Origin of the sequence: Amycolatopsis roodepoortensis (genome assembly GCF_024628825.1) — a bacterium.
GTDB lineage: Bacteria > Actinomycetota > Actinomycetes > Mycobacteriales > Pseudonocardiaceae > Amycolatopsis > Amycolatopsis roodepoortensis.
On the sequence record NZ_CP102415.1, the window covers coordinates 4256766 to 4270276 of the forward strand.

The 13511-nt window shown below is 68.9% G+C and carries 9 protein-coding genes; 1 reads left to right on the plus strand and 8 read right to left on the minus strand.

What is annotated here, in order from left to right:
* The first annotated feature begins 42 nt into the window (after window positions 1–42).
* Window positions 43–1512 (plus strand): right-handed parallel beta-helix repeat-containing protein, encoded by a 1470-nt coding sequence (locus NQK81_RS19990; RefSeq protein WP_257489320.1) that lies wholly within the window; start codon window positions 43–45, stop codon window positions 1510–1512.
* A gap of 504 nt (window positions 1513–2016) precedes the next feature.
* Here NQK81_RS19990 and NQK81_RS19995 read toward each other — a convergent pair.
* The 8 genes from NQK81_RS19995 to asnB all read right to left on the minus strand — a co-directional run bounded on the left by NQK81_RS19995 (window position 2017) and on the right by asnB (window position 13503).
* Window positions 2017–2817 carry a class I SAM-dependent methyltransferase gene (locus NQK81_RS19995; protein ID WP_192747771.1) on the minus strand — a complete coding sequence of 267 codons (801 nt, stop codon included), beginning with the start codon at window positions 2815–2817 and terminating at the stop codon, window positions 2017–2019.
* A gap of 17 nt (window positions 2818–2834) precedes the next feature.
* Entirely contained in the window at window positions 2835–3467 is a 633-nt protein-coding gene (locus NQK81_RS20000) for a phosphatase PAP2 family protein (RefSeq protein WP_257489321.1), read from the minus strand.
* A complete protein-coding gene (locus NQK81_RS20005) occupies window positions 3464–4657 on the minus strand; it encodes a glycosyltransferase family 4 protein (protein ID WP_257489322.1) in 1194 nt (397 codons plus the stop codon). The genes NQK81_RS20000 and NQK81_RS20005 overlap by 4 nt, the downstream gene beginning before the upstream one ends.
* The gene (locus NQK81_RS20010) at window positions 4654–5835 is read right to left on the minus strand and encodes an O-antigen ligase family protein (protein ID WP_257489798.1); all 1182 of its coding nucleotides are present in this window, start codon (window positions 5833–5835) and stop codon (window positions 4654–4656) included. Before NQK81_RS20010 ends, NQK81_RS20005 begins: the two co-directional genes overlap by 4 nt.
* A gap of 64 nt (window positions 5836–5899) precedes the next feature.
* Entirely contained in the window at window positions 5900–7420 is a 1521-nt protein-coding gene (locus NQK81_RS20015; RefSeq protein WP_257489323.1) for a right-handed parallel beta-helix repeat-containing protein, read from the minus strand.
* Window positions 7417–9348 (minus strand): heparinase II/III family protein, encoded by a 1932-nt coding sequence (locus NQK81_RS20020; RefSeq protein ID WP_257489324.1) that lies wholly within the window; start codon window positions 9346–9348, stop codon window positions 7417–7419. Before NQK81_RS20020 ends, NQK81_RS20015 begins: the two co-directional genes overlap by 4 nt.
* Window positions 9348–11516 carry a bi-domain-containing oxidoreductase gene (locus NQK81_RS20025; RefSeq protein ID WP_257489325.1) on the minus strand — a complete coding sequence of 723 codons (2169 nt, stop codon included), beginning with the start codon at window positions 11514–11516 and terminating at the stop codon, window positions 9348–9350. The genes NQK81_RS20020 and NQK81_RS20025 overlap by 1 nt, the downstream gene beginning before the upstream one ends.
* An 85-nt stretch (window positions 11517–11601) precedes the next feature.
* Window positions 11602–13503 (minus strand): asparagine synthase (glutamine-hydrolyzing), encoded by a 1902-nt coding sequence (asnB, locus tag NQK81_RS20030; RefSeq protein WP_257489326.1) that lies wholly within the window; start codon window positions 13501–13503, stop codon window positions 11602–11604.
* Window positions 13504–13511: the final 8 nt, after the last annotated feature.

Genomic DNA, 13511 nt, shown 5'->3' on the forward strand with positions numbered 1-13511 from the left:
GTGTCCCTCCTCTGCAGTGCGCGGTGACTTACCTTGAATCGTATGAATTGGGCGAGAACGACGGCGTTCGCGCTGTCGGTGGTCTTGACGGCCGGCTCCTTCACCGCCGTGGCATCGGCGGCCGAGGCGCCGGCCGTCTGCGCGTCCGGACCGGCGAGTTTCCCGAAGCCGGAGAACGCCGTCGTCGTCGATCCGGGCGAACACCTGGCGATCGAGACCTCGGCGCATCCGCCGGGGACGACGTTCTGGCTCAGCACCGGGACGCACACCCTCGCCGACGACGTGTACAGCCAGGTGATCCCGAAGGACGGCAACGTCTACATCGGCGCGCCCGGCGCGGTGCTGGACGGTCGCGGCATCAACCGGACGGCGTTCACCCAGCACGCCAAGGACGTCGTGATCCGCGGGCTGACGATCCGCCGCTTCGCCGCGCCGCAGGACCAGGGCGTGGTGAACCACGATTCCGGCGAGCACTGGGTGATCGAGGGCAACGTCATCGAGGACAACCGCGGCGCCGCGATGATGGCCGGACCGCGGCAGGAGGTGCTCGGGAACTGTCTGCGGAACAACGGGCAGTACGGGATCAACGCCTACCGCGCGGGTGGCGGCATCACCGGACTCGTGGTGGAGGGCAATGAGATCGCCGGGAACAACACCGAAGACTGGGAGAAGAAACAGCCCGGCTGCGGCTGCAGCGGCGGGGCGAAGTTCTGGGCCGTGGACGGGGCGGACATCCGGGGGAACTGGGTGCACCACAACCACGGCGTCGGGCTCTGGGCGGACACGAACAACAACGACTTCATCGTCGAAGACAACCTGATCGAGGACAACGACGCCGAGGGACTGTTCTACGAGATCAGCTACAACCTCATCATCCGCAGCAACATGTTCCGCCGCAACGCCCTGAAACTGGGCCGCGATTTCGCCGCGCGGGGGAACAACTTCCCGATCTCCGCGGTGTATCTGAGCGAATCCGGCGGCGAGCCGCGGATCTGGGCACGGACCGACATGATCGAGATCGCGGAGAACGAGTTCGTGGACAACTGGGGCGGCCTGACGCTGTGGGAGAACGCCGACCGGTTCTGCAACAGTCCCTCGAACACCTCGACCGGGACCTGCACCCGGGCGGTCGCCTCGCCGTCGGACTGCGCGCCCGAAACGATCGCGCGGCCACCGGCGTACGACGACTGCCGGTGGAAGACACAGCGGGTCAACGTGCACGACAACGTCTTCCGCAGCGCTCCCGACTGCACGGGGCTGTGCGGGCGCATGGCGGTGCTGTCGAACTACGGCACTTATCCGTCGTGGTCGCCGTATCGGGGGAACGTCGTGTCCGAGGCGGTGACGTTCCATCAGGACAACGAGTGGTTCTCGAACACCTACGTCGGGCATTGGTCGTTCGTGGCGCATGACGCGTCGCGGTCGCTGGAGGTGGCCGCTTGGCGGGCGGCTCCTTACGGGCAGGACCCTTGCAGCACCTTCGACGGCGCCGGCGGCTGCCCGGCTCGGTGACTCGCGCGACTCGCGTGATCAAGCGCCGCACTCACGTGATCAGAGACGTAACTCGCGTGATTGGAGCCGTAACTCGCGTGATCGAAGCCGTAACTCGCGTGCTTGGAGGCGCAACTCGCGTGCTTGGACGGACGACGCGTGTGATCCGATGGACGACACGCGTGATTGGAGGGACGACACGTGTGTCCAGACAGCCGACTCGTGGTGGCCCGGGCCGTGTGCACGTGTCGTCCGCGCAAGCACGCGTGTCGTCCGTCTGATCACGCGTGTCGTCCATCTGATCACGTGAGTTACGCCTCGGATCACGTGAGTTACGGGCCTGATCACGCGAGTTACGTCCTCAATCACGCGAGTTGCGTTTTCGGTCACGCAGTTAGTCGGCTGAACGCGGTCCTAGGCGGTGTCGCGAAAGCCACTTTCGGGACATCAGACGTCGCGAAAGTGGCTTTCGCGACGCCGGGCCCCGGCACCAAAGCGGCGCAGTTAGTCGGCTGAACGCGGAAGTCAGGGCTTCGTCAGGAAGAAGTAGGCGTATCGCTCGTCCAGTTCGTTCTTCGGCACCAGCTGGATCGCCTGGGGCGTGAAGCCGCACCGCTCCGCCAGCTGCCAGAAGGCGTCGACGCGATAGGTCGTCATCGCCGCCAGCCCCGAGCGGTACGAGCGGCGGCGCGGCCGGGTCCGCCACGTGCCGGGGTCGTACTTGACCTGGATCAGCGCGAGCCCGCCGGGGACGAGCAGTTCCCGCGCGATGCGGAGCAGGCGTTCGCCGTATTCCGGCGTCGGGATCAGCTCGAAAACGTAGAAACTCACGTAGACGTCGCAGGGTTCCTTCACCATCGAGAGCGCGGCTTCGGGATTCGCGACGTCGATGTCGACGGCCTGGAAGGAGGTGTCGCAGACGTTCGCGACCTGCTTCTCGCATTCGGCGAGTGTCTCGGCGGAGATGTCGACGCCGATGAATTCCTGGGCACGCGGGGCGAAGTGGATGGCGTTCGCGCCACCACCGCAGCCCCATTCGACGACGCGGTTCCACGGCCGGTCGAAGCCCGCCAACCGGGCGCCGCCCTCGAACATGTCGAGGTGCCGCTTGCCGATTTCCGACCAGAGATCGTTGCCGTCGAAGGTGTCGGACTCGCGCCAGTGCGAATTGTCCTTCCATCTCTTCTCATCCGGCGAGTTCCAATAGCCCTGTGCGTCGGCCGAGATGGCGGATTCGGACTGTTTGGCGCCGACCGTCGCCAGTGCGCGCTGGCCGAGGTCTTCCGCCCGTGCGGCGATCTTCTTGGCGGTATCGATGAGGGGCATGGGAACCGTTCCTTTCGCTATGCGGTGTTCGAGGACCGGGTCGCCCCTTCGTCGATGAGCAGCGCGGTCGCCGGAACCACCGCGAGCGCCACACCGAGGCCGCCCAGCGTGTCAGTCGGGTAGTGCGCGCCCATCGTTACCTGCGCCCAGCCCATCGCGGCCCCGGCGACGAAAACCGCGACGACCAGAACCACCGACGCCGGGAAGCGCCGGAGCCCGCCGAGCACGCCCAGTGCGGCGGTGAAGGTCAACGCGGCGGCGAAACCGGTGTGCCCGCTGGGATACGCGAGGAATTCGCCGTGGATGTACCGGCCGGTGAGCGGTTTCAGCCCACTCGTCAGGCCGACGGTGACCAACGCGGCCACCACTCCGGTGACGGCGGTGCGCGGCCGCCGCGAAAACCAGCACCAGCCGAGGAACACGACCATGGTGACGATGGCGCCGACCGGTTCACCGACGAAGTCGATCACCGTCGCGATCGTCCACCAGGGGTCGCCGGACCAGGCGAGCGCGTGCACCAGCGTCGCGTCCAGGCCGGTCGGCGCGGAGGTGCCGGCGTAGACCAGGCCCAGCACCAGCGCGCCGAGCCCGCCTGTCACGGCCAGGACGAACGCGGCCGGGCGGAGCACCGGCGGCAGGGCCGGTTTCACTCCGCGGCCACCCGCCCGATCGCGTCCCGATAGCCGCCGATCAGCCGCTCCAGCCCCACTTCCGGGGTGAATTCCTGTTCGTAGACCAGCCGCGCCGCCTTGCCGAATTCGAGGTTCCGGCCGGGATCGCCGACGACCTCCCGCAGCCGCCGCGCCAGCGACTCGGCGTCCCCGGGTTCGTGCAGCAGCCCGGTCACGCCGTCCTCGACCAGTTCGCGGAACGCGCCGTGCGCGGCCGCGACGGTCGGGACCCCGGCGGCCATCGCCTCGACGACCACCAGCCCGAACGTCTCCAGCCATTCCGACGGTGCCACGGCCACGGCCGCGCGAGTGACCAGCTCGGCGCATTCCGCCTTGCTCCGCAGCCCTTCGTAGCGGACGTCGTCGCGGCCCTCCGCCCAGCGCGCGACCTCGTCCTGCATCGGGCCGGTGCCCGCGATCACCAGCGGAAGACCGAGCCCGCCGGTCGCGGCGATCCGGTCCCAGGCCGCCATGAGCAGCCCGATCCCCTTCTCCGCGGTGATCCGTCCAAGGAACAGCACGTGCTCGCCGGTGCCGGAACGCCGGATGCCGGGATCGGCGACGAAGTTGTACTTCACCGCCAGCCGTTCGGCGGGCATCCCGGCGGCGACGAGCACCTCGCGCTGCGCCTTCGAGATGCAGAAGAACCGGGACACCCCGGACCACCAGCGACGCCGGTTGAGCACCAGGCTCGCCGCCATCGGCACGGTCGCGACCGCCGACCCGCGATAGCAACCGTGCCGCACCGCGGGCACCGGTGTCCGGCCGACGCAGTCCGTGCACACGTGCCCGTCGCGGTAAAGCGTGCCGGGCGGGCAGATCAGGGTGTAGTTGTGCACGGTCGCGACGACGGGCACACGCGCGTCCGCGCACGCCGCCAGCACCGACGGCGACAGCAGCGGGAACGTGTTGTGGACGTGGACGACGTCCGGCCGGTCTTCGGCCAGCCGCCGGGCGAGGTCGGCGCGCGCCGCCCGGTTCCACGGCACCTGGAGTGGGACGGCGGCCTTGCGCGGCAACGACATCGCGGAGATGTCGTCACTGCGCCGTTCGAACAGGCCGACGTCGTGCCCGGCGGCCGCGAGCAGCGCGACCTCCTGGTCGACGACGTTGTTCTCCCCGCTCGGTTGCTCGGACCGGTAGCGGTTGTGGACCACGAGGACCTTCACGCAGGCTCCTTGGCCGGGACGAAATTCTTCTCGGTGGCAGGCACCCTCACCAGCAGCGACGCCGCCAGCGCCAGATGCAGCAGGTACGGCGACGCGTCACCGAGACCCGCCTCGGTGTAGGACGCCGAAACGCAGTAGGTGATCAGGAAGATCGCGCACGCCCTGGCCAGCGACGGCGGCCGCAGCGCGGCGACCACGATCAGCACCAGCATGAAGGCCGCGACGATCGCGATCCCGACGTAGCCCTGTTCGTGGTAGACCGCGAGCCAGCTGTTGTCGATGGGCAGGCCGATGTAGGACTTGTTCGTCAGCCCGACGCCGAACACGTACTCGCCGAGGGTGCGCGGGTCGGACAGCAGCGCGTCCCACACCTTCGCGCGGCCGGTGAGGCTGGAGAAGTTCTCCGAGCTCTGGCCGCGCAGGAACCAGGCCTGCAGCAGCGAACCGAGGACGACTGCGGACACCGCGCCGATCAGCGCGACGCCGGCGAACACCTTCCTGGCCCGCGCGCTCGACATCCAGAGGGACAGCAGTGCGATCAGCACGCCGGCGACCAGGCCGAGCGTCGCGGTGCGGGTGTGGGTCAGCAGCAGGATGCCGATCGAGGGGACGATGACGATCAGCGCGTTCAGCCGGTCGAGTTCACCGCCGAGCCACAGCAGCAGCGTGAGCCCGATGACCACCGCCGAGTACTGCCCGACCTGCGGTGGCGTCAGCGGCCAGATGGTGCCGGTCAGCCGTCCGCCGTACTCCTCCGCCAGCGCGATCCCCGGTGACGCGGCCAGCCCGATGACGACCGTCAGCAGCACCACCGAGTACGTCCGGATGTGGTGCCGCACGAGCCGGATCCCGCCGTCCCACCACCGGGTCAGCAGCCACAGCGTGCTGACGAACACACCGAACCGGAAGCAGCGGAACAGCGCGCCGTACCCGACTTCGAGGTTCAGGCTCGCCAGCAGGCTGAGCACCACCAGGATGCTGAGCAGCAGCAGGTACGCGCTCGGCCGGATCCGGAGCCGGGCGTTCAGCGCGAGCGCGATGCAGAACGCCAGCACGAGCGAACCCATGGTGACCAGCTGGATCACCGAACGCGGGATCGGGATGACCGTCGTCGCGCCGGTGGAGCCCAGCGTGTTCAGGATCAGCAGCGCCCATACGAACGCGACCGCCTTCGGCATGTCCGGCGACTGCGAGGGGCGTTCTCCCCGGGGCAGATGCGGGAAGCGGGTTCTCTGCCGCATGTCAGCCTCCCCCTTGACGGCTGTAGGTCGATCCGGCGTCCTGGTTGTACGGGCCGCCTTGCCATTCTCCGATGCTCAGGTTCCGGCTCGGTTCGAAGGCGACGAAGTTCCACGGGCCGACGTAGGTGTTGTCGTGCCATTTGTTGCCCTGGGCGAAAGTGATCGCCTGCTGCACGACCTCGCCCTGGTACGGCGACCAGTCCGGATACGTGCCGAAGTTCGCGAGCACGGCCATCCGCGCGCAGGTGTTCTCGCAGCCCGCGACGGCCGGGTCGAGGACGAACCGGTTGTGGTGGATCTCGACGCGCTGGGTCTTCCAGCGGCAGTCGTCGAAGAGCGGGCCGGACGCGATCGACGGCCGGGCGCAGGTCTCGTGGTCCGGCACCAGCCGCGTGCACGCGCCGGACGAGGTGTTGGCAGGGCTGTTGCAGAACCGGTCCGAGTTCTCCCAGAGCGTGATGCCGTTCCAGTTGTTCTCGAGGACGTTCCCGGCGATCTCGACCTTGTCCGTGCGCGCCTTCACCCTCGGCTCGCCGCCGGATTCGGAGACATAGATGGCCGCCACCGGGAAGCTGTCGCCGCGGTCGATGTAGGACTTGCCGTCCACTCCGTTGTTGCGGCGGAGGGTGTTGCCGCGGATGACGGCGTTGTAGCTGGTCTCGTACATGATCCCGGTGCTGTCGTTGCCCTCGACGACGTTGCCCTCGATCAGGAAGTCGTTGTTGTTCGTGTCGGCCCACAACCCGACGCCGCGGTTGGCGTGCACCCAGTTGCCGCGGACGTCGGCGCCGTCGACGGACCAGAACTTCACGCCGCCGGTGCAGCCGCAGCCTTCGACCTTCTTCTCCCAGTCGCCGGTGTTGTTCCCGGTGATCTCGTTGCCTTCGACGACGAGCCCGGTGATCCCGTTCTTCCCCTCGTAGGCGTTGATCCCGTACTGCCCGTTGTTCCGCAGGCAGTTCCCCCGCACCTGCTGCCGCGCGCCCGCCATCAGGCCCGCGCCTTCGTTGTCCTGCACCGTGTTGTGCTCGATGATCCAGCCGGGGGCCGAGTCGTGGTTGACCACGCCCTCGTCGCGCGGGGCCAGGAAGCCCCGCACCGTGAGGTACTGGATCTTGACGTCGGCGGCGCTGCCGGAGAAGGCGTACTGGTTGATCTTCCGGCCGTCGAGAACGGCGTCCGGCGCGCCGAGGTAGACGTTCCCGGCCTTCGGCTGGACCTGGTCGAAGCGGTCGTCGCCGAGCCGATGGGTGCCGGATGCCAGCCAGAACGTCGTCCCCGGGCCGTTCGCCCTGGTCTTCGCCACGAGATCGCCCGCGACGGCCGGATCGACCGTCACCGCTCCCGCCGGTGCCGCCGCCGGACCCGGCGGCAGTTTGCCGCACACCTGGGCCACGCCGCCGGACGGCGCTCGCCCGGGGTCGGGCGGTGCGCCCGCCTCGTCGGCGGGGCCCGAGGTGCAGGCGGCCAAGGCCGCCGCGGCCAGCAGGATCGGCAGGAAGCGGTGCGGTCGAACCGTCACAACGGAGGCCCCTCGGCGTCGAAGGTGAGCACGGTGGTCATCTCGGTCGAGGCGGTCCCGGCGCCGATCAGCGTCCACGCGGGCTCGCGACGGCCGAACCCGGCCGAGTACCAGCCGAGCGGCGGGGTGGTCTCGCCGCGGTGCGCGGACCACCTGAGCTGCGACGGTAGTTCCAGCGAAGCGCTCCGTTCCCGGCCATCGGCCGTCCAGGACAACTTCGCCGTCGCTCCGGTGAGGATCACCTCGACGGCCGGGCCGAAGTGGAACGCGAGACGGCACGGCCGGATCCCACCGCGGACCTCGTCGAGAATCCGCAGCTCAGCGCCGTCGAGTTCCACCGAACGCCGGTGGATCGACGGCGTGTAGCCGTCGTGTTCCGCGCTCCAGCGTGACGGCGTGCCCGCCGCGAGCACGGTGGTGACGGCGTGTTTCGTCCACAGGAACGGGCCGCCGGAGACGGACTGATCGGTGCCGGCGAGTTCGAGCGTGTTGTGCCCGGCCGTGGACCGGAAGTACGACCGCCACTCCGGTTCGCCGTGGTAGCAGTAGGTCCCGGGGTCGGCGAGGATGTCGACGCCGTCGTGCCGGACCTCCACCGAGAGCGCGTCCGCGTGCGCGTGGGCGGCGATGGACAGGAAGCCGTGCGGCCCGCCGTCGCAACGGCACCAGACGTCGCCGTCCCGCAGGACGGTCATCCCGGCGTCGGCGAAGTCGTCCCGCCGCCGCGCCGGGCGCCGCGTGTCGACCCGAATGTCCTTGCCCAGCGCGGAGAAGAGCTGCGTGCGGACGTCACCGCCCGGCGTCTCCGGCCACCAGTCCAACCGTCCGAAAAGGACGGATCCGGTGTCGAGCAGCGACGCCCAGCGGCTCGTCTCGTCACCATCGACGATCAGCCCGAAGCCGTCGTCCGCGTCGCCCTGCCTCGGCGGGCGCAGCTTATTGTCCACAATGGACGCGAGCGTGTCGGTCATCCGGAGCAGCACGAGCCAGGTCGACTCGGGCACCGCGACGCCGGCGGCCTTCGCCTCCAGCGCCCCGGCGAGCCCCAGCTCCAGCACGAGCCCGTGGTACTCGGTGGCGAGTTCCCGGTTGAGCCCGGAGTCGAAGGTGTTGTGCCGCAGCATCTTGTCGAGCGACGCCATCGACGCTTCCCGCCATCGCGCGGATTCCGGGAACCAGGCGAACGCGCAGGCCGCGGCGAGCTGCCCCGCGTCCTCGGCGATCACGTGGTTGTTCGCCGACGAACCCCGGCTCGGGAACGCCGCCAGCCAGCGCTGGTGGTGCCAGATCTGGCCGAGCGCCACGGGGTTGTCCTCGAACAGCGACGGAGTCCGCTCCCAGCCGTCGAGCAGGCGCCGGACCCACACCCACGACAGCAGCCGGATGCCGAGCTCGATCCCGCTCACCCAGTGCACCCCGCGCATCGGCGGGTTGGCCGCCCACCACGACTTCAGGTGCGCGGCGACGCGTTCGGCGTACCGATCCTCGCCGGTCAGGGCGTACGCGGCGGCCAGCACGGTGAGGTGCTGGTGCCGGGACGGCTCCCAGATCTGCTTGATGTCGCCGACGGCGTCCTCGCTCCGGTACGGGATGTCGAAGGAGTACACGTCGGACGGCGCGCGGCGGCCGGTCTTCGGGTCGTACGACCAGTCCGGGGCGACGAGGTCGTCCCGCTCGACGCCGAAGTACTCGGCGCGCCCGTCCATCAGCCGGTCGGCGGCCACGAGCAGATCCTTCACGGCTTCGCCCGAAACGGCGGCGAGGACGTCTTCACCGGGCACCGTCACGAACCGGCGAACCGGCAGCCAGGTCGGCTTCTCCCCCGCGACCCCGCGCCACTGACGTTTGCGCACGACGTCGGTGACCCGGCCGGCGATCTCGGCGGGCCCCATCCGCGACAGTCTTCGCAGGTACCAGGACGGATCCATCAGCCGAGTCCGATCCGGACCGGCATCCCGGTCTCCAGGCTGCGGTTCACCGCGAGGGTGGCCAGCGTCGTCGAAACGAGCGACTCGACCGAGACCGGCATCGCGACACCGGTGCTCAGCGCGTCGACGAACGCTTCGAGTTCGGCTTCCTGCCCCTTGTCCCGGCCCTTCGGGATACGCGAGCTGGCCCACTTCTTGCGGCCGAACACCGACGCGCGCGCGAAGTCGTCGAACTTCAGCACCTTGCCGTCGGCGGTGAGATCGATCGTTTCCTTGGGGAACGCCGACGAACCGCTGGTGGTGTACGCGATCGACGCCGTCGAGCCGTCCGGGTAGCGCAGCAGGATCTGGAGGTCCTGGTGCCCGGGCGTCGCGGTCGCGTACACGGAAACCGGGTCGGAGCCCAGCAGCCAGCTGACCGTGTCGATGAAGTGGCCGCCCTCGCCCGCGAACCGCGAACCCTCGCTGTCGGCCTGGTTGTACCAGCTGTTCGCGTCGAGCTGACCGGCGTTGACCAGGTAGCGCACGGACGCCGGGCCGATCCGCGGGCCGAAGTTGCGCATCGCCTCGTTCAGCAGCGGGGCGAACCGGCGGTTGAAGCCGACCTGCAGCCGGTCGTTGCCGGATTCCTCGATCGCGCCGAGCACGATCTCCAGTTCCTTCTCCGACAGCGCGAGCGGCTTCTCGACGAAGACGGCCTTGCCCGCGAGCAGCGCGCGCCTGGTCAGCTCGGCGTGCGAGCTGTGCCTGGTCACGATGAACACGGCGTGGATCGACTCGTCTTCGAGCATCGCGTCGACGTCGGTGGAGGCGCGGGCGAAGCCGAACTTGCGCTTGGCGTTCGCGCCCGAGAGCGCGGACGTGGTGACGACCTCGAAGAGGTCCATGTACTCCATCTGCACGAGATGCGGGAGGAGCATCGAGGACGCGTAGTTGCCGGCGCCGATGAAGCCGACCCGCAGGGTGTCGATCTTCGGCACCGCGCGGCTCGTGACGGGCTTGGGCAGCGAAACCGAGGTGACGGGCTCGGTGGTGGCGGCGGCGCGCTTCTCGTACTCGAACAGCACCGCGACGGCCTTGAGCTCGCCCTCGTCGAGCTTCCGGTACGTCTCGACGGCGTCGTAGAACGCCGATACGTGCGAGATCAGCGGCTCGACGTCGAGACGGCCGCTGCCCATCAGGTCGACGACGCATTCCAGGTTGCGTCGTTCGGTCCAGCGGACCTGGCCGATCGGGTAGTCGCGGCCTTCGAGTTCGTACTCCGGGTCGTAGCGGCCGGGGCCGTACGAACGGGAGAACCGGACGTCGAGTTCCTTTTCGTAGTAGGCGTTCCACGGCAGGTTCAGCGAGCACTTGCCGATGTCGATCACCCGGCCGCGGTCGCGGGCCAGCTTCGCGGCCAGCTCCACCGGCTCGTTCGTACTGCCGCCCGCGGCGAGGTACACCTGGTCGACGCCGTGCCCGGAGCTGATCTCCGCGACCGCGGTGTCGACAACGCCGGACCCGGGGTCCCCGCATTTCAGCGCCCCGAGCCGTTCGGCGAGCTCGCAGCGCGCCGGGTCCGGGTCGACGCCGACCACGCGGACCCCGGAGGCGACCAGCAGCTGCACGACCAGCTGACCGATCAGGCCGAGCCCGATGACCAGCGCGATGTCGCCGATCTGCGGTTCGCCCTGGCGGACACCCTGCATCGCGATCGAACCGACCGTGCCGAACGCGGCGTGCCGGGGATCGACCCCGCCGGGCACCTTGGTGTAGAGGTTCTTGGGCACCCAGTTCAGTTCCGCGTGCAGCGCGTGCTCGTTCCCCGCGCACGCCACGTAGTCCCCGACGGCGACGTCGTCGATTCCCGCGCCGACCTCCTCGACGACACCGCACAGCGAGTACCCCAGCGGCGTGTACGAGTCGAGTTTGTTCATCGCCTTGCGGTACGTGGCGCCGAGGCCGTTCGTCGCGACGCTCTGCATCACCTTCGCGACCTGATCCGGCCGGGCCTTCGCCTTGCCCACCAGCGAAAGGCTCGCCTCGGACACCTTCATCATCTCGGTGCCGGTGGAGATCAGCGAGTAGGCGGTGCGGACCAGCACACCCCCCGGTTTGCACGCGGGCACTTCGACGTCGAGGAGCGCCAGCTCCCCGCTCTTGTAGTTCTGCACTACCTGCTTCACGTCGCTCCTCAGCGATCAGGGTGGCGGTCGAGTGTGGGTCCGGTTGGTCGTGAGTGGCGATTCGGGTTCTAACCCGAATCGCCACTCACGACCCGCTGGACCGAGCTGTGACGGCGCCCCGGTACCAGTACTCGAGGGTCAAGATGTGCCAGAGGTGCTTGGACCGGTCCTGCTGCCCGGACGCGTCTTCGTCCACGAGCTTCCGCAAGGCCTCACGACGGAGGAACCCGGCCTTCACCAGTTCACCTTCGTTCGTCACCTCGCGCACCAGCGGCGCGAGGTCGCGGCTCATCCAGGCCCGCAGCGGCGCGCTGAACAGGCCCTTCGGCCGGTGCACGATCTCGGCGGGAAGAATGGACAGCGCCGCTTCCTTCAGCGCCATCTTCCCTTGGCGCTTCACGATCTTCCGGTCACCGGGGATCCGGAACGCGGCCTTCACGACCTCGACGTCGACGAACGGCGTCCGCACCTCGGTGGAGGCCGCCATACTGGACCGGTCGGTGTAGGCGAGGTTGAGCCCCGGCAGGAAGAGCCGGGAATCGGCCAGGCACATGCGGTTCACGAAGTCCGACAACGTGTTGTCGTGGTAGGTGTCCGCGTGCTCGGTGATCACGTCGTCGACCGCGCCGGCGAGGTCCGGGTTCAGCAGACCGGCCAGCTCGGCCTGGTCGTACATCGTGTAGCTGCGCCGGAACGCGGTCTCCTCCGGCAGCTCCGCGAACGAGAGGAACCGCTTGGCGAACCGGACCGACCGGAAGCCGCGTTTCGACGTCGCCACCGGCAGTCTGTCCACAAGGGACTCCACCGGACGCCGGACGAGACCCGGAACCCGCTGGTACTGAACGGCGATCTTGTTCGCCAGATGCTTGCGATACCCGGCGAACAGCTCGTCGGCGCCCATACCCGAGAGCATCACCTTGACGCCCGCCTCGCGGGCGGCGGTGCAGATCAGGTAGCTGTTGATCGCCGCCGGGTCACCGATCGGCTCGTCGAGGTGGTACGTCATCCGCGGCAGCAGATCCAGCACCTGGGGCGCGATCTCGATCTCGTGCAGGTCGACACCGAACTTCGCGGCGACCTTCTTCGCGTACATCAGGTCGTCCGGCATCGCCTCGAACTTCGCGTCTTCGGCGCGGAAACCGATGGTGTACGCGGAGATCCCCGGTCGCTCGCGCGCGGCGATCGCGGTCAGGTAGCTGGAGTCGAGCCCGCCGGAGAGGAACGTCGCGACCGGCACGTCCGCGATCAGGTGCTTGCGCGTGGAGTCTTCGATGACGGCGTTGAGGTCGAAGTCGCCCTCGTAGGCCGCACCTTCTTCGGCGACCTGGCGCAGCGACCAGAAGGTGCCGCGGTCGACGTCGCCGTTCGGCCGGAACCGCGCCCAGCTGCCCGGCGGCAGCTTCTCGGCCTCCTTGAACGCGCAGCGGCTGTCCGGGACCCAGTAGTAGAGCAGGGACGCGACGAGCGCGGTGTCGTCGACGGTCAGCGAGCCGCCCAGCTCAGAGGCCAGAGCCTTCAGCTCGGACGCGAAGACGACGCCCTTGCCGCGGCGCACCAGGAAAAGCGGCTTGATGCCCAGCTGGTCGCGCACCAGCACCAGCTCGCCGGAACGCTCGTCGAAAACACCGAAGGCGAACATGCCGCGCAGCCGGTGCAAGCCATCGGTGCCCCAGGCGCGCCAGGCTTCCAGCAGGACCTCGGTGTCGGACGTGCCCCGGAAGCGCACACCGGTGGCTTCGAGTTCCTTCCGCAGCTCAGGCGCGTTGTACAGCTCGCCGTTGTAGGTGAGCGCGAGCCCGTCTTTGACCATCGGCTGCGCGCCGGTCTCGGTCAGATCGACGATCGACAGCCTCCGGTGTCCTAAGTGGACATCTCCGTGGTCGTATCGGCCGGAACCGTCCGGGCCCCGGTGGGCGAGGGTCTTGGTGAGCCGATCCCGTAGCGGTCCCCCGTCCGGCCAGTGGTAGGCCCCTGCGATACCGCACATCTGCTTTC